General features: G+C 70.5%; 14 protein-coding genes and 2 pseudogenes. 8 read left to right on the top strand and 8 right to left on the bottom strand.

Features of this window, described 5'->3' with window-relative positions; all coding sequences use genetic code 11:
- Window positions 1–131: 131 nt before the first annotated feature.
- From ACLJWH_RS09075 to ACLJWH_RS09060, 4 genes are all read left to right on the top strand, one after another.
- Complete coding sequence (locus ACLJWH_RS09075) at window positions 132–1,361, top strand: extracellular solute-binding protein (RefSeq protein WP_411141357.1); 1,230 nt, start codon at window positions 132–134, stop codon at window positions 1,359–1,361.
- A gap of 257 nt (window positions 1,362–1,618) precedes the next feature.
- Window positions 1,619–2,599, top strand: coding sequence for a carbohydrate ABC transporter permease (locus ACLJWH_RS09070; RefSeq protein WP_411141082.1), 981 nt, complete (start codon window positions 1,619–1,621; stop codon window positions 2,597–2,599).
- The gene (locus tag ACLJWH_RS09065) at window positions 2,596–3,426 is read left to right on the top strand and encodes a carbohydrate ABC transporter permease (RefSeq protein WP_411141081.1); all 831 of its coding nucleotides are present in this window, start codon (window positions 2,596–2,598) and stop codon (window positions 3,424–3,426) included. Before ACLJWH_RS09070 ends, ACLJWH_RS09065 begins: the two co-directional genes overlap by 4 nt.
- Window positions 3,427–3,434: 8 nt before the next feature.
- Entirely contained in the window at window positions 3,435–4,967 is a 1,533-nt protein-coding gene (locus ACLJWH_RS09060) for a glycoside hydrolase family 3 protein (RefSeq protein WP_411141080.1), read from the top strand.
- Window positions 4,968–5,443: 476 nt separating this feature from the next.
- On the opposite strand, the gene nagB is transcribed toward ACLJWH_RS09060, so the two are convergent.
- Both nagB and ACLJWH_RS09050 read right to left on the bottom strand, forming a co-directional pair.
- Window positions 5,444–6,226 carry a glucosamine-6-phosphate deaminase gene (nagB, locus tag ACLJWH_RS09055; RefSeq protein ID WP_411141079.1) on the bottom strand — a complete coding sequence of 261 codons (783 nt, stop codon included), beginning with the start codon at window positions 6,224–6,226 and terminating at the stop codon, window positions 5,444–5,446.
- Window positions 6,227–6,432: 206 nt separating this feature from the next.
- Window positions 6,433–6,777: pseudogene (locus tag ACLJWH_RS09050) on the bottom strand (SDR family NAD(P)-dependent oxidoreductase); the annotation flags it as partial.
- On the opposite strand from ACLJWH_RS09050, the pseudogene ACLJWH_RS09045 reads away from it, so the two are divergent.
- Window positions 6,773–6,934: pseudogene (locus ACLJWH_RS09045) on the top strand (TetR/AcrR family transcriptional regulator); the annotation flags it as partial. The pseudogenes ACLJWH_RS09050 and ACLJWH_RS09045 overlap by 5 nt on opposite strands.
- A gap of 433 nt (window positions 6,935–7,367) precedes the next feature.
- Window positions 7,368–8,840 carry a sensor histidine kinase gene (locus ACLJWH_RS09040; protein ID WP_411141356.1) on the top strand — a complete coding sequence of 491 codons (1,473 nt, stop codon included), beginning with the start codon at window positions 7,368–7,370 and terminating at the stop codon, window positions 8,838–8,840.
- A 178-nt stretch (window positions 8,841–9,018) separates the two neighbouring features.
- Here the strand turns inward: ACLJWH_RS09040 and ACLJWH_RS09035 are convergent, their stop codons facing one another.
- Both ACLJWH_RS09035 and ACLJWH_RS09030 read right to left on the bottom strand, forming a co-directional pair.
- Window positions 9,019–9,276: a WhiB family transcriptional regulator gene (locus tag ACLJWH_RS09035; RefSeq protein ID WP_003983230.1), complete on the bottom strand. Its 258-nt coding sequence runs from the start codon at window positions 9,274–9,276 to the stop codon at window positions 9,019–9,021.
- Window positions 9,277–9,596: 320 nt separating this feature from the next.
- A complete protein-coding gene (locus ACLJWH_RS09030; protein ID WP_411141078.1) occupies window positions 9,597–10,580 on the bottom strand; it encodes a diacylglycerol/lipid kinase family protein in 984 nt (327 codons plus the stop codon).
- An 84-nt stretch (window positions 10,581–10,664) separates the two neighbouring features.
- Here ACLJWH_RS09030 and ACLJWH_RS09025 point away from each other — a divergent pair, with 84 nt between their 5' ends.
- Entirely contained in the window at window positions 10,665–11,120 is a 456-nt protein-coding gene (locus ACLJWH_RS09025; RefSeq protein WP_411141077.1) for a hypothetical protein, read from the top strand.
- Between the two features lie 39 nt (window positions 11,121–11,159).
- On the opposite strand, the gene ACLJWH_RS09020 is transcribed toward ACLJWH_RS09025, so the two are convergent.
- The 4 genes from ACLJWH_RS09020 to ACLJWH_RS09005 all read right to left on the bottom strand — a co-directional run bounded on the left by ACLJWH_RS09020 (window position 11,160) and on the right by ACLJWH_RS09005 (window position 13,861).
- On the bottom strand, window positions 11,160–12,146 hold the full coding sequence (locus ACLJWH_RS09020) for an RNA polymerase sigma factor SigF (RefSeq protein WP_411141355.1): 987 nt from the start codon (window positions 12,144–12,146) through the stop codon (window positions 11,160–11,162).
- A 43-nt stretch (window positions 12,147–12,189) separates the two neighbouring features.
- The gene (locus ACLJWH_RS09015) at window positions 12,190–12,603 is read right to left on the bottom strand and encodes an anti-sigma regulatory factor (RefSeq protein ID WP_052860744.1); all 414 of its coding nucleotides are present in this window, start codon (window positions 12,601–12,603) and stop codon (window positions 12,190–12,192) included.
- Between the two features lie 294 nt (window positions 12,604–12,897).
- Window positions 12,898–13,404, bottom strand: a complete 507-nt coding sequence (locus ACLJWH_RS09010) for a GNAT family N-acetyltransferase (protein ID WP_411141076.1) — start codon at window positions 13,402–13,404, stop codon at window positions 12,898–12,900.
- Between the two features lie 196 nt (window positions 13,405–13,600).
- A complete protein-coding gene (locus ACLJWH_RS09005; RefSeq protein ID WP_411141075.1) occupies window positions 13,601–13,861 on the bottom strand; it encodes a UBP-type zinc finger domain-containing protein in 261 nt (86 codons plus the stop codon).
- 61 nt (window positions 13,862–13,922) lie between these two features.
- Here ACLJWH_RS09005 and ACLJWH_RS09000 point away from each other — a divergent pair, with 61 nt between their 5' ends.
- Window positions 13,923–15,524 carry a Na+/H+ antiporter gene (locus ACLJWH_RS09000; RefSeq protein WP_411141074.1) on the top strand — a complete coding sequence of 534 codons (1,602 nt, stop codon included), beginning with the start codon at window positions 13,923–13,925 and terminating at the stop codon, window positions 15,522–15,524.
- Window positions 15,525–15,536: the final 12 nt, after the last annotated feature.

Raw genomic sequence — 15,536 nt, 5'->3', positions numbered from 1 at the left:
ATACACCCTTGACACCCCAAAAGGTCTAGGCCAAGCTGCGGGAACTGGTCTAAACCATTAAAGACCACATCCGGCCTTTAGGGGAGAGCGCAATGAAGCGTGGACTCATAGCAGCGACGGCAGTCGCGGGAATGCTGGTGAGTGTCGCTGCCTGTGGGTCCAGCGACACCAAGAAGGCGAGTGCCGACGGCTTCAAGGGCCAGAAGCTGACCGTCTGGGTGATGTCGGGTTCCAATCCGGAGCAGTGGACCAAGCAGGTCTCCGAGCAGTTCACGAAGAAGACCGGTGCCACCGTCGACTTCAAGGTCCAGCAGTGGAACGGCATTCAGCAGAGGCTGAGCACCGCCCTTTCCGAGGACACTCCGCCGGACATCGTCGAAATCGGCAACACCCAGACCGCTTCGTACGCCAAGGCCGGTGCACTCGCCGACCTCGGCGACCTGAAGAAGGAAATCGGCGCCGACTGGAACGATGCCTTCAACAAGGCCGCGATGGCGGACGGAAAGCAGTACGCGCTTCCGTGGTACGCCGGAAACCGCGTCGTGATGTACAACAAGAAGATCTGGGCCGAGGCCGGTCTCAAGGACACGCCCAAGACCCGCACCGAGCTCTTCAAGGCATTCGACACCATCAAGCAGAAGACCGACGCCGAGCCGCTCTACCTCCCCGGCCAGAACTGGTACTTCTTCGACGGTCTGACCATCGGCACCGGCGCCGACCTGGTGAAGAAGGACGGCGACAAGTGGGTCTCCAACCTCGGTGACCCCAAGGTCTCCAAGGCCATGGACATCTACAAGCAGTACCAGGCGTTCAGCGCCGCGCCGAAGAACAAGGACGAGGCCACCCCGCAGCAGGCCGAGGTCTTCGCCAAGGGCAAGACCGGCGCCGTCATCGCCATGGGCTACGAGGCCAAGACCGCCATCGCGGCCAACCCGAAGATCAAGGACGACATCGGCTTCTTCACCATCCCCGGTGAGACCGCCGACAAGCCCGAGGGCGTCTTCCTCGGCGGTTCCAACTTCGCCGTCGCCGGTATGGGCAAGAAGCAGGACCTCGCCAAGGAGTTCCTGAAGATCGCCCTGTCCAAGGAGAACGACGGACAGATGGTCAAGGAGGTCGGCTGGACCCCCAAGTCCCCCGACCTGGCGGCTGCCGCCAAGGAGAACCCGGCCGCCGCGGCCGCCGCACCCGCCGCGGAGAAGTCCGGCGGCACCACACCGCTGATCCCGCAGTGGGCCGCGGTGGAGAACGTGCCGAACCCGATCAAGAACTACATGACCGCGGTTCTCAACGGCAAGGCCCCGGTGGACGCCGCCAAGGACGTCGAGTCCGAGATCAACTCGCGCCTCGCCAAGCAGTAGGCACCGGCTCACCGAGGAGAACTCGGCACGCGGTACCCGCCACTTGCCGATGACCGATACGGGACACCACCACCGGTCATCGGCAAGTGGTCACCACTTCACCAGTCACCCTGTGCTCTTCACCGAGCGGTACGCACCGGACAACAACCGGGTAACCGCCGGACAGCGGTGACACCCGGCTGCGTACGGGCCGGCCGTCCCCGGCCCGTACGCGGTCCCAGCACGCGCACCACCGGTTCGATGGGGAGAAGACGGCCATGGCAGTGCAGCTCGACGACGCGGTGGGCAAGTCCGCGCCGCGGATCGGCAAGGGCGGCGCACCGCCGGCCCGCAGCTCCGGCAGCCGGCGGGCCGCGCGCGGCGCCCCGTATCTGCTGCTGCTCCCCGCCCTGGCCGCCACCGCGGTCTTCCTGGGCTGGCCGATGGTGCGCAACATCCTGCTCTCCTTCCAGAACCTCAACATGAAGGAGCTGATCCAGCACCTCACCGAGTGGCGGGGGATCGGCAACTACCAGGAGATCCTGGGCAGCGAGCAGTTCTGGCGGGTCACCCTCCGCACCATCGTCTTCACCGCCGTCAACGTCACCCTGATCATGCTGTTCGGCGTGCTGATCGGACTGCTGCTGGCCCGGCTCGGCAAGAAGATGCGGCTGACCCTGTCCGTCGCGCTGGTGCTGGCCTGGGCGATGCCGGTGATCGCCGCCACCACCGTCTTCCAGTGGCTCTTCGACTCCCGCTACGGCGTCGTCAACTGGGTGCTGGACAAACTCGGCTGGCACTCCATGGCCGGTTACGACTGGGTCGGCACCCAGCTGTCGACCTTCTTCGTCATCACCGTCCTGATCGTGTGGCAGTCGCTGCCCTTCGTGGCCCTGAACCTCTACGCCGCCACCACGACCATCCCCAAGGAGCTCTACGAGGCGGCCCGGATGGACGGCGCCGGCACCTGGAAGATCTTCACGTCGGTGACCTTCCCCTTCCTCAAGCCGTTCTTCCTGGCCACGACGTTCCTCGAAGTCATCTGGGTCTTCAAGGCGTTTCCGCAGATCTTCGCGATCAACCAGGGCGGCCCGGACCGGCTCACCGAGACCCTGCCGGTCTACGCCTTCACCGAGGGCGTCGGCAATCTGCACTTCGGCATGGGCGCCGCGATCTCGCTGCTCACGATCGTGGTGCTGCTGGCCATGACCGCGTACTACCTGCGCCTGACGCTCAAGCAAGAGGAGGACGAGCTGTGAAGCGCTCGTTGGCCGGCCGGATCTGGCCCAACGCGACGGCGGTCGTGCTCGCGATCGGCTTCGTCTTCCCCGTGTACTGGATGTTCAACACGGCCTTCAAGCCGACCCAGGACATCCTCACCGAGGAACCGGTGTGGTTCCCCTTCCACGGCACCTTCGAGCACTTCGTGACCGCCGTGCACGCCCCCAACTTCTGGACGCTGGCCGGCAACTCGGTTCTGGTGACCGTGCTCGCGGTGGGGATGTCGCTGCTGATCGCGCTCTGCGGGTCGTTCGCCATCGCGCGGATGCGCTTCAAGGGGCGCAAGAGCATCCTGCTGACCTTCATGGTGGCCCAGATGGCGCCCTGGGAGGTCATGGTGATCTCGATCTACATGATCGTCCGGGACGCGGACATGCTCAACAGCCTCGTGCCGCTCACCTTCTTCTACATGCTGATGGTGCTGCCCTTCACCCTGCTCACGCTGCGCGGTTACGTCGCCGCGGTGCCCAAGGAGCTGGAGGAGTCCGCGATGGTCGACGGCTGCTCCCGCCGCCAGGCATTCGTCAAGGTCGTCCTCCCCCTCCTCGCCCCCGGCCTGATGGCCACCTCCCTGTTCGGCTTCATCACCGCCTGGAACGAGTTCCCGCTGGTGCTGGTGCTCAACAAGGAACCGGCCCAGGGCACCCTCCCGCTGTGGCTCTCGCAGTTCCAGAGCCAGTTCGGGGACGACTGGGGAGCCACCATGGCCGCCGCCTCGATCTTCGCCATCCCGATCCTGGTGCTCTTCCTGTTTTTGCAACGCAAGGCGGTCGGCGGTCTCACCTCCGGCGCAGTGAAGGGATGACACCCCGCATGACCACACTCGTACGCTCCGCCGACACCCTCACCCGCGACGCGCTCGCCGTCCTCCAGCCCGGTTTCACCGGCACCACCGCCCCCGACTGGCTGCTGCGCCGGCTCGGTGAGGGCCTGGCGGCGGTCGGCGTCTTCGGCCGCAATGTCGCAAGTGCCGGACAACTCGCGGCGCTCACCGCCCAGTTGCGCGGCGAACGCGAGGACGTCCTCGTCGCCATCGACGAGGAGGGCGGCGATGTCACCCGCCTCGAAGTGCGCGGCGGCTCCTCCTTCCCCGGCAACCTGGCCCTCGGCACCGTCGACGACACCGCGCTGACCCGCGAGGTCGCCCGGGAACTCGGCCGCCGGCTGGCCGGCTGCGGCGTCAACCTCAACTGGGCGCCGTCCGCCGACGTCAACTCCAACCCCGACAACCCCGTCATCGGCGTCCGTTCCTTCGGCGCCGACCCGCAGCTGGTCGCCCGGCACACCGCCGCGTACGTCGAGGGCATGCAGTCCTCCGGGGTGGCCGCCTGCACCAAGCACTTCCCCGGCCACGGCGACACGGCCGTCGACTCGCACCACGACCTGCCGCGGATCGCCGCCGATCTGTCCACCCTCCGGGAACGCGAACTGGTGCCGTTCCGCGCGGCCGTCGCGGCCGGCACCAAGGCCGTGATGAGCGCGCACATCCTGCTGCCCGCCCTGGACGGCAGCCGGCCCGCCACGCTGAGCCCGGCCGCCCTGCACGGCCTGCTGCGCGCACCCGCCGACGAGGGCGGCCTCGGCTTCGACGGTCTGATCGTCACCGACGGGATCGAGATGCGGGCCATCTCCGCCACCTACGGCATCGAACGCGGCACCGTCCTGGCCATCGCGGCCGGTGCGGACGCGATCTGCGTGGGCGGCGGGCTGTCCGACGAAGACACCGTGCTGCGGCTGCGCGACGCCCTGGTACGGGCGGTGCACGGGGGCGAACTGCCGGAGCAGCGGCTCGCCGACGCCGCGGCCCGGGTGCGCGCCCTGGCGCACTGGACCCGGAGCGCGGACGCGGCGGCGGAGAGCGCGCCCGCACCCGAGGCCGGCCTCACCGCCGCCCGCCGTGCCCTGCGCATCACCCCTGACGGCCCGTTCGAGCCGCTGACCGCCCCGGCCTATGTCGCCGCCTTCACCCCCCTCGCGAACATCGCCGTGGGTGACGAAACGCCCTGGGGGGTCGCCGCCGAACTGGCCCGGGTCCTGCCCGGCACCGAGACCGCCGCCTACGCCGCGGAGGCGGCCGTCGCGGCCGGCACCCCGGCCCTGGTCACCGGCCTGCTCCAGGCCGCCGGGCACCGGCGCATCGTCGCGGTCGTGCGCGACGTCCACCGTCACCCCTGGATGGCCGCCGCCCTGACCGCCCTCGTCGCCGCCCGTCCGGACACCGCGGTGGTGGAGATGGGCGTACCCCTGTCACCGCCCCAGGGCGCCCCGCATATCGCCACCCACGGCGCCGCCCGGGTCTGCGGCCAGGCGGCCGCGGAGGCGCTGACGGGGACCACCGGGAGCTGAGGGCGACCACGGGTGAGGGGCCGTGGCGCCGGGCCGGTCGGGGGCTGACGGCGTACGGGGGTTCTCCGGAGGCCGGCTTCAAGGGCGGACGGGCTGAGGGGCGGTACGGGAGCCGGGCCGGCCGGGGCTCCGGAGGAGGGCCGCCCGCCGCAGCGGCCCGCCGCGCCCGGGGCCCTGCCGCTCCTGGCCCGGGGCCCGCTGCTCCAGCTTCGCCCGAGCTGCTTCGCCTCCGCCGTGCCCGGGGCCGCTCGCTCCTGCCCTGTCCCCGCCGCTCTTCGCCACGTCGCTGCGTGTGCTCCGCCGGCCCGGGGCGCGGAGCCTGGCGCACGTCCGGGCATCGGCCGGGGCGCCCCGGACACGACACGGCCGGGACATCCCGCAGGGACGTCCCGGCCGTTGCGCGCGGCATCCGGCCGGCCGGGCCCATAGGGGCTCCGGTGGCCGAACGGGGCGCGGGTGCGCGCGGAGCCCGGTGGCTAAAGGCCCTGCCAGGCCGGCTTGGCGGCGTAGGTGGCGCGGAAGTAGCCGGCGAGCTTCAGCTTGGAGGCCGCGGCCTCGTCGACGACGACCGTCGCGTGCCGGTGCAGTTGCAGGGCCGAGGCGGGCACCAGCGCGGCGACCGGGCCCTCCACCGACTGGGCCACGGCCTCGGCCTTGCCCTCGCCGGTGGCCAGCAGGACCAGGTGACGGGCCTCCAGGATGGTGCCGATGCCCTGGGTGATGACGTGGTGCGGGACCTCGTCGGGGCTGTCGAAGAACCGGGCGTTGTCCGCCCGGGTCTGCCGGGTCAGTGTCTTGATGCGGGTACGGGACGCGAGCGAGGAGCACGGCTCGTTGAAGCCGATGTGGCCGTCGGTGCCGATGCCGAGCAGCTGGAGATCCACGCCACCGGCCTCGCTCAGCGCACGGTCGTACGCCTCGCAGGCGGCCTGGACGTCCTCGGCCGAGCCGTCGGGCCCTATGAAGGAACTCTCGTCCAGCCCGAGCGGTTCGACGACCTCGCGCAGGACCACCGAACGGTAGGACTCGGGGTGACCGGCGGGCAGGCCGACGTACTCGTCGAGCTGGCAGATGCGGGCACGCGAGGCGTCCACCGCGCCGGCCCGGACCTTGCCCGCGAGCGCCTCGTAGATGGGCAACGGGGTCGAGCCGGTGGCCACACCGAGCAGAGCGTCGGGCTTGCGGCGCACCAGGGCGGCGATGGCCTCCGCGATGAGTTCGCCGCCTGCCGTGGCGTCCGGGACGATGACAACTTCCACGCTGGGCCTGCCGTTCTGGAGAATGGACTCATGTGGTATAGACCAATCTATCAGAGGGTGGGCCCCGAACCCCAGGAGACTTCGGGCGGCGGCCGGGCCCCGGTCCCGCGGCGCCGCGCAGGGGAAGTCGGCCCCTGCTCCGAGCGTCGCACAGGCGGCGGGCCCCGGTCCCGGCGGGATGGCGGCGGGGCCGGGCGGCGCCTCCGCTAGAGGAACGAACCTCCCGTCGCGTCGATCCACTGTCCGGTCACCCAGCGACTGTCGTCCGAGGCCAGGAAGGCCACGATGTCCCCTATGTCGGTGGCATCCGCGATCCGGCCCAGGGGTGACATCGCCCGGACGACCTCGCGCGCGCCGGCGTTCTCCTCGCCGCGCAGCCAGCCGGCGTTCAGGTCCGTGTCGACCACGCCCGGGGCCACGGCGTTGACCGTGATGCCGCGCGGGCCGAGCTCCTTGGCGAGAGTCGCGGTGAAGACATCGATCGCGCCCTTCGTCATGGAGTAGGCGATCAGCTCGGGCATGGCCGCCCCGTGCGTCAGACCGGTGGACATCGCGGCCGGTGAACTCCCCGCGGAAACGGACGCGAGCGCGCTGGCCCAGTACGTGGGCGCCGTCATCCAGGGCATGTCGCAACAGGCGCGGGACGGCGCGGACCGGGCGACGCTGGCGGATATCGCCGCCCTCGCGATGCGGGCCTGGCCGGAGACCGCCGAGGCCGGTGAGGGGGCGGAGGCGGCCGAGGAGACCCGCGGGGACCCGGCGGCCGGCGGTGGTGCGCCGCTGCGTCCGCGCCGCGCGACACTCCCGCACCCCGCCCCGTAGAACACCCGCGGGCCGCGGCGCCGGGACAGGACCCTCAACCTGTCCGGCACCGCAGCCCGGAGCTGACATCGGCCGGCCCCGTTGCCGGACGGGGGGTGCCCCGACGTGCGGTAGGGGCACGGTCCCCGTCCCGGGACCGGTCGATCGGAGGCCGCGGCGCAGTCAGGGCAGAGAGCGCCTCGGACCTCGTTCCGCTCTCCTGTGCGGGGAGAGCGGAGGTCTGTGCCCAGCATTGTGGACTAGACCATTCTCATCTGTCCATGCCCTTGCGGGGACAACCGATACACCGTACGCCGGTAGGCTCCCAGACGTGCCCTCCATGAACGATCTCGTACGTCAGCACACCGCTCTGAGCGACTCCGACCTCGAGTGGCTGCATCTGCTGGTCTCGGAGTGGCAGCTGCTCTCCGACCTGTCCTTCGCCGACCTCGTCCTGTGGGTGCCCACGCGCGACGGCACCCGCTATGTGTCGGTCGCCCAGATGCGGCCCAATACCGGCCCCACCTCCTACCAGGACGACATGGTCGGCCACCTCGTTCCGCGCGGCCGCCGCCCGATGCTGGACTCCGCGCTCGACGAGGGCCGGATCGTGCGCGAGGGCGACCCGGAGTGGCGCGAGGAGGTGCCGGTGCGCGTCGAGTCCATCCCGGTCCGCCGCGAGTGCCGGGTGCTCGGCGTGATCGCCCGCAACACCAACCTGCTGACCGTCCGCACCCCCAGCCGCCTGGAGCTCACCTACCTCCAGAGCGCCTCCGACCTCGCGCAGATGATCGCTGCCGGAACGTTTCCCTTCCCCGGGCAGCAGGTCGACATGGACGCCTCGCCGCGCGCGGGCGACGGTCTGATCCGGCTCGATGCGGACGGCGTCGTCCAGTACGCCAGCCCCAACGCGCTCTCCGCCTACCACCGGCTCGGTCTCGCCGCCGACCTGGTGGGCCACCACCTCGGCCGGACCACGGCGGAACTGGCACCCGCCCGCGGCCCGGTGGACGAAGCCCTGGTCAAACTGGCCAGCGGCTGGGCCCCGCGGGAGTTCGAGGTCGAGGGCGCGGACGGCGTGATCCAGCTGCGCGCGATCCCGCTCAAGCCCAAGGGGACGCACATCGGCTCGCTCGTGCTGCTGCGCGATGTGACCGAGCTCCGCCGCCGCGAGCGGGAGCTGATCACCAAGGACGCCACCATCCGGGAGATCCACCACCGGGTGAAGAACAACCTCCAGACCGTCGCCGCACTGCTGCGGCTCCAGTCCCGCCGGATGGACTCGGAGCAGGGCCGCGAGGCGCTCAACGAGGCCGTGCGCAGGGTCGGTTCGATCGCGATAGTGCACGAGACGCTGTCCCAGAACCTCGACGAGCGGGTCGAGTTCGACGAGATCGCCGACCGGGTGCTGGCCATGGTCGCGGAGATCTCCCCGGGCAGGGTGACCGCCCGCCGCACCGGCCGCTTCGGCATTCTGGACGCCGAGGTCGCCACACCGCTGTCGATGGTGCTCACCGAGGTGCTGCAAAACGCCCTGGAACACGCCTTCGACCAGGGCGAACAGGGCACGGTCGAGGTCGGCGCGGTGCGTGGCGGCAGCCGTACGGAGCCGCGTCTGCTGGTCACCGTCCGGGACAACGGCCGCGGTCTGCCCGAGGGTTTCGATCCGCATCGCGCCGGAAACCTGGGGCTTCAGATCGTACGGACCCTGGTGGAAGGGGAGTTGGGCGGGAAGTTCGACATGGTGCCCGGCCCCGAGCGCGGCACCCAGGTCATCCTGGACGTGCCGGTCTGCGCCGAGAAGCGGCACTGAGGCGGCGTCCGCCCGGCTGGGCCGGCGCCGGAGAGTAACCGCACCCCGAACAGCAGCAAGCCCCGGACCGTCCGGTCCGGGGCTCAAAGCTTTTGCGATGCGGTTACCGCCAGGCGTTCAGCTCTGGGGGAGCATCGGATACTGCGCGCTGCGGCTCGGGGGCCACGGGGCGGCTGGCTCAGGCGCTGGCGTTGCGCGCCCGGTTACGAGCTGCACGGCGCTTCATTGCGCGGCGCTCGTCCTCGCTCAGACCACCCCAGACGCCGGAGTCCTGGCCGGACTCGAGCGCCCACTGCAGGCACTGCTCCATGACGGGGCAGCGGCGGCAGACGGCCTTGGCTTCCTCGATCTGCAGGAGCGCAGGACCGGTGTTGCCGATGGGGAAGAAGAGCTCGGGGTCTTCTTCGCGGCAAACGGCGCGGTGACGCCAGTCCATGGCTGCTCCATCTCCTCGTGTGACGGGAACGTTGCTTGTGAATGTGAACGCTTTCACGAATCCCTCCGCAACGGAAGGGCCGAAATCCAGTGACGAACTGGCGCGGTCCAGTGGAATGAGGAGGGGATTCGGGCTCTCAAGGGGGCCGAAAAAAGCGGCCGTCCCGATCGCCATGAAGAGACTCGCAAACCTCGGCGACGGATACAACCCCTTCTGGAAACTTTTTTTTGAATCCTTGGTGTCGCCTAGCTCACAGCCGTACTTCCAGGGGGTGGAAGACAGCCTAAACGTTCGAGTGGAAGGACTTTAGCCCCTACTGCTCACACAATCACACGCAGTGCACGGCGAACGCCTGTGAACGTCACGCTCGTACGCAGTCCCAGGTGGTCGCCGTCCATCTGGAAGGGCAGTGGCGCCTGGGAATGCAAGGTGAAGTCCGTCAGGTCGTGCAGTGAGACCACGTGCTTGCCGTGGGGGCCGCGGTCCGGCGTCGAGGTCAGCAATTGGGTGGCGTACCGGGTCACCGCGGGGGCCGAGAACTTACTCAGCGCGAACAGGTCCAGGGCCGCGTCGAACGAGGCTTCCGGGGACGGGTAGACCGGGCGATTGCCCAGGTAGGTCCAGGGGGCGGTGTTGCAGATTATCGACATCACGAGGTCCTCGGTGACCTCGGTGGAGCCCTCGGTGTCGCCCGGCCGCTCCAGGGTGATGGTGCCGTGCCGGCGGTTCGTCTCGCCCAGGAACTGCCGTACGAACTGCCGCAGGTACAGGGCGTGGGTCGAACGCTTACCGCGCTCGCGCTGCTGTTCGACGCGGCCGACGACCCCCGCGTCGAAGCCGAAGCCCGCGCAGAAGGTGAACCAGCGCTCCGGGATGCCCTCGTCCTCGGTGCCCGGGGTGCCCGAGGCGAGGCCCAGGCCGACGGTGCGCTCGCTGCGGTCACGCAGCGCGTCCAGGAGGGCGCCGGTCGCCTCCACGACGTCGTTGGGCAGTCCCAGCGCGCGGGCGAAGACATTGGTGGAGCCGCCGGGGACGACGGCCAGCCGGGGGTGCGAGTCCGGATCGGGGCCCTGAGTGAGCAGTCCGTTGACGACTTCGTTGACGGTGCCGTCGCCGCCGAGCGCCACGACCAGCTCGATCTGGCCGCCCTCGGCCGCCTCCCGCGCCAGGTCACGGGCGTGTCCGCGGTACTGCGTCTCGGCGACCTCCAGCTTGAGGTCGTTGGCGAGCGCGTGGGTGAGCACTTCACGGGTGCGGACACTGGTGGTGGTGGCGGCGGGGTTGACCACGAGAAGTGCGCGCATGAGCAGCAGGGTACCTACCTGCCGGTACCCGTCTCACTTCCGTCCGCCGCCGCCGGCCCGTCCCGCCGGCGCTACCCTGCTGGGGTGAGCAGTCAGCAGAAGCAGTCCGCGACCCGAGCCGCCGGCGCCCCCGCCGTGCCCGAGCCGAGCGGTCCGCGGCCCGCCCGGCTGAGCGCCGCCGCGGTGCTCACCGGGGTGGAGGGTGTGGCGTTGGCCGCACTCGGCGTGTACATGCTGTACGTGGGGCTCGCCGGGTCGCCCGACAGTCCGCAGCAGGCGGAGATGGGCGGGCTGACGGTGCTCGCGCTGGCGGCGCTGCCGCTGGTCGCCGCGCGCGGGCTGTGGCTGCGCCGCCGCTGGAGCCGCGGCCCCTCACTGATCACCCAGATCGTGGCGCTGCCGGTGGCCTGGACGCTCATCAAGGGGGGCGGCGCGCTGATCGCGGCCGGCGCCGGGCTCGGTGTGGCCGCGATCCTGGTGCTCGCCCTGCTGGTCAACCCGACGGCCACCCAGGCGCTGGGCATCGGGCCGAGGGCGTAGCGGGCACGGGCGGTGCCGGCCGGAGCCGGCCCGCATCGGTCACTCCTCGATGAGGAGCTTTTCGCGCAGCTGGGCGAGGGTGCGGGCCAGGAGGCGCGAGACGTGCATCTGGGAGATGCCGACCTCCTGGGCGATCTGCGACTGGGTCATGTTGCCGAAGAACCGCAGCAGCAGGATCTTCTTCTCGCGCGGCGGGAGGTCCTCCAGCAGCGGTTTGAGGGACTCGCGGTACTCCACGCCCTCCAGCGCCTCGTCCTCGGCGCCCAGGGTGTCGGCGACGGCCGGGGACTCGTCGTCGGTGTCCGGGACGTCCAGCGACAGGGTGCTGTAGGCGTTGGCCGACTCCAGGCCCTCCAGGACCTCTTCCTCGGAGATCCCGAGATGCTCGGCCAGCTCGTGGACAGTGGGGGCCCGGCCGTGCCGCTGGGAGAGCTCGGCGGTCGCGGTGGTCAGGGACAGGCGCAGTTCCTGGAGGCGGCGCGGGACGCGGACCGCCCAGCCCTTGTCGCGGAAATGCCGCTTGATCTCGCCGACGACGGTGGGGGTGGCGTACGTGGAGAACTCCACGCCCCGGTCCGGGTCGAAACGGTCCACGGACTTGATCAGGCCGATGGTGGCGACCTGGGTCAGATCGTCCAGCGGTTCGCCGCGGTTGCGGAACCGCCGGGCCAGATGCTCGACCAGCGGCAGATGCATCCGGACGAGGGTGTTGCGCAGCTCCGCGCGCTCCGGGGAGCCGTCGGGCAGCTCGCGCAGCTCGTAGAACATCGCCCGAGCGCCGCCGCGGTCGTGCGGATCGTGCGGCTCACGGGGATTACGCGGCTCGTGGGGCTTTCGTGGGTCCTGGGGGTGCTGGTCGGGCCGGGGCGGATCATGCTGATGCGCCTGCTGCCCCTGCTGCTCGCTCTGGTCCATGTGGTCCGCCCGCTCTGCCTGCTCCGCCGCGTCCAACCGGCCGCCGTGGTCATCCACCCCCACCGGGTGCGGCCGGGCCTGCTGCTCGGGGATGGCCACCCTGGGCGCCATCCGCGAGCCGCGTTCGAGATCTTTCACGGGGCCCCCTGTTCGGTCATGACGGTCCGGGACCGGCGCCGCGCTCCTTGTACAGGCTGATGGTGACCGTGCGGTCCTCGGCGACGGTGGAATCGACCTTGCCGGCCAGTGCGGAGAGCACCGTCCAGGCGAAGGTGTCACGCTCCGGGGCGCGGCCGTCGGTCGTCGGGGCCGACACGGTGACCTGTAGTGCGTCGTCGATGAGACGGAAGACGCAGCTCAGCACACTGCCGGGGACGGCCTGTTGCAGCAGGATCGCGCAGGCTTCGTCCACCGCGATGCGCAGATCCTCGATTTCGTCGAGGGTGAAGTCCAAGCGGGCTGCGAGTCCGGCCGTGGCCGTACGCAGCACGGACAGGTAGGCACCCGCTGCGGGCAGACGGACTTCCACGAAGTCCTGGTTCCCGGGCTCGCCTGCGATCTGGGACACCCTCACCTCCAAGGTGGCACAAGCTGGTTGAGCTGGTATGCGTGCTCTTCGCGATATTTCGGGCTGTCCGCGCCGGGCGATTCCCCTGTCGGGTCGAGAGGGGAACGATCCGGCGCAGCACATGGTTCGGCTGCGACGCTATCGCGATCTGCGGGCCGGTGTCGCCCAGAAGGAGCACGGCTGCCATCAGGACGGCGATCCGGCACGCGGTCACCCGCCACCGTCGGTGTCACTGATTGTAAACATATGAGTACGGACAGTGGCTAGGGGTCTGTGGTGTCAAATCCATGCCGATTACGCTGCGTTGACGCGCGAGGTGTCCGCCAGATCGTGCAGCGCCCCTCCAGTGAGCCGGAAGACCGACCATCCGTCCATGGGCCGGGCGCCGATCGACCGGTAAAAGCCGATGGACGGTTCATTCCAATCCAGGACCGACCACTCGAAACGCTCGTAGCCGCGAGCCACGCACACCTGAGCGAGGGCGGCCAGCAGCGCCTTGCCGTGCCCGCCGCCGCGCGCCTCGGGCCGTACGTACAGATCCTCCAGATAGACACCGTGCGTGCCCGTCCACGTCGAGAAGTTGCGGAACCACAGGGCGAAGCCCACGGGCGCACCGCCCGCCTCGTCTGCCCCTTCTGCCTCCGCTATCAGTGCGAAAGCCGCCGGCTGGGCGCCGAAAAGGGCCTCGTGCAATTGTGGCTCGGTGGCCTGCGCCGCCTCGGGGACGCGCTCGTAGGCGGCCAGCTCGCCGATCATGGCGAGGATCACGGGGACATCGGTGGGGACGGCTTCACGAATCATCCCGAAAGGCTAAGGGCTGTCCCGTCATACCTGGCGGGCGCGCGACGGCAGCTACGGCACCTCGCCGCGTTGTCGGAACGTCCACATACACCCGGTATGCGGACGCTCCTCCGCCGTGCGATGCACCGCATCTGACGCCGCGCGCTGATCCACCAGGTATGACAGGACAGCCCTTGACCAGACACCCCCGGACACCTCACACCAATTGCTGGTCGGGGAAGCACCAGCGCCAGGACTCGCCCGGTTCGAACGACCGGATCACCGGGTGGCCGGTCTCCTCGTAGTGCGCGGTCGCATGGCGGTACGGGGAGGAGTCGCAGCAGCCGATGTGGCCGCAGACCAGACAGAGCCGCAGCTGTACGGGATGGCTGTCGGCCGCCAGGCACTCCAGGCAGGTGACGCTCAGCGCGGGCGGCTCGGCGCGCGGCAGTTCGGGAACATGCGTGCACTCGCTCATGATGACCAGGTTAGATCGCCGGGACGGGTGACCACGAAGACTACGGGGACGGGACGGGCCGATGAATGTGATGCCGCTGCTGCTGCTGATCGCGGGGAGCACGGCGGTCGCCGGACTGGCGCGGCGCACCCCCGTCGCGGCGCCGCTGCTGCTGGTCGCCGCCGGGCTCGTGGCCGGTTACCTGCCGGGCCTGCCGAACTACACCCTCGATCCGCACGTCGTGCTGCCGCTGCTGCTGCCCCCGCTGCTGCACACCGCGGCGCTGGAGAGCTCCTACCTGGACCTGCGGGCCAATCTGCGGCCGGTGGCGATGCTGTCGGTCGGCTACGTCCTCTTCGCGACCGTCGCGGTCGGCTACGCCGCCCACCTGCTCATCCCGGAGCTGCCGCTGACCGCGGCGCTCGTCCTGGGCGCCGTCGTCGCGCCGCCCGACGCCGTCGCGGCCACCGCCATCGCCCGCCGGCTCGGGCTGCCCAGCCGGATCACCACGATCTTGCAGGGCGAATCCCTGGTCAACGACGCCACCGCGATCACCGCCTACAAGGTGGCGCTGGGCGCGGCCGTCGGGGTCGGCGCCACCTGGGGCGGCGGCATCCGGGAGTTCGCCATCGCCTCGGTGGGCGGGGCCGGGGTCGGCGTGGTGCTGATGGTGCCGCTGCACTGGCTGCGCCGCCGGCTGCGGAATTCGGCGCTGCTGGAGAACACGCTCTCGCTGCTCATCCCGTTCGTGGCGTACGCGGTGGCGGAACAGGTCGGCGCCTCCGGAGTGCTCGCCGTCGTCGTGGTCGGCCTCTATCTGGGGCACCGCTCCTGGCAGGTGGACTTCGAGACGCGGCTCCAGGAGGCCGCCGTCTGGAAGATGGTCTCCTTCATCCTGGAGTCCGCGGTCTTCGCGCTGATCGGACTGCAACTGCCGGTCGTCCTGCGTGGCCTGGGGGAGTTCGGCGCCGCGCGGGCCGCCTGGTACGCGGCCGTGGTGTTCGCGGTGGTGGTCCTGGCCCGCTTCGTGTGGGTCTTCCCCGCCACCTTCCTGCCGCGCGCCCTGTCGGCCCGGATCCGCGCCCGGGAGCCCGAGACCACCTGGGCCGCGCCGGTCATCGTCGGCTGGGCCGGGATGCGCGGGGTGGTCTCCCTGGCCATCGCCTTCTCCATCCCGGCCACCGTCCACAGCGGCGCCCCCTTCCCGGCCCGCGACCTCGTGCTCTTCCTGACCTTCACCACCGTCATCGCCACCCTCGTCATCCAGGGGCTGACGCTGCCGCCGCTGATCCGCGCCCTGAAACTGCCCGCCCGGGACGTACGGGCCGAGACGCTCGCCGAGGCGCAGGCGCAGAACGACGCCTCGCAGGCCGCCGAAGCCCGCCTGGACGCCCTGCTGGCGGACGACCGCAACGCCCTCCCCGGGCCCCTCTCCGACCGGCTGCGCGCCGTCCTGGAGCGGCGCCGCAACGCGGTGTGGGAACGGCTCGGCACGGTCAACGAGGAGACCGGGGAGTCCGCCGACGAGACCTACCGGCGCCTGACCCGCGAGGTGATCGACGCCGAGCGGCGGGTCTTCGTCCAGCTGCGGGACGCCCGGCGGATCGACGACGAGATGCTGCGGACGCTGCTGCGCCGCCTGGACCTGGAGGAGGCGACGGCGTACCGCGAGCGCGCCTCCTGAGCCGCGCGGCCC

The sequence above is a fragment of the Streptomyces sp. x-80 genome (assembly GCF_046549095.1).
In the GTDB taxonomy this organism is placed as follows: Bacteria; Actinomycetota; Actinomycetes; order Streptomycetales; family Streptomycetaceae; genus Streptomyces; species Streptomyces celluloflavus.
The sequence above is the reverse complement of the archived record's forward strand: the minus strand, read 5'-3'. Positions and strand labels throughout refer to the sequence as shown.

What these genes read in the sequence shown, in the direction of transcription:
- ACLJWH_RS09010 (WP_411141076.1), bottom strand. Translation starts at nt 13,404, where the DNA reads ATGATTCGTGAAGCCGTCCCCACCGATGTCCCCGTGATCCTCGCCATG.
- ACLJWH_RS09030 (WP_411141078.1), bottom strand. Translation starts at nt 10,580, where the DNA reads ATGCGCGCACTTCTCGTGGTCAACCCCGCCGCCACCACCACCAGTGTC.
- ACLJWH_RS09020 (WP_411141355.1), bottom strand. Translation starts at nt 12,146, where the DNA reads ATGGCGCCCAGGGTGGCCATCCCCGAGCAGCAGGCCCGGCCGCACCCG.
- ACLJWH_RS09005 (WP_411141075.1), bottom strand. Translation starts at nt 13,861, where the DNA reads ATGAGCGAGTGCACGCATGTTCCCGAACTGCCGCGCGCCGAGCCGCCC.
- ACLJWH_RS09070 (WP_411141082.1), top strand. Translation starts at nt 1,619, where the DNA reads ATGGCAGTGCAGCTCGACGACGCGGTGGGCAAGTCCGCGCCGCGGATC.
- ACLJWH_RS09040 (WP_411141356.1), top strand. Translation starts at nt 7,368, where the DNA reads ATGAACGATCTCGTACGTCAGCACACCGCTCTGAGCGACTCCGACCTC.
- ACLJWH_RS09075 (WP_411141357.1), top strand. Translation starts at nt 132, where the DNA reads ATGCTGGTGAGTGTCGCTGCCTGTGGGTCCAGCGACACCAAGAAGGCG.
- ACLJWH_RS09060 (WP_411141080.1), top strand. Translation starts at nt 3,435, where the DNA reads ATGACCACACTCGTACGCTCCGCCGACACCCTCACCCGCGACGCGCTC.
- ACLJWH_RS09035 (WP_003983230.1), bottom strand. Translation starts at nt 9,276, where the DNA reads ATGGACTGGCGTCACCGCGCCGTTTGCCGCGAAGAAGACCCCGAGCTC.
- ACLJWH_RS09000 (WP_411141074.1), top strand. Translation starts at nt 13,923, where the DNA reads ATGAATGTGATGCCGCTGCTGCTGCTGATCGCGGGGAGCACGGCGGTC.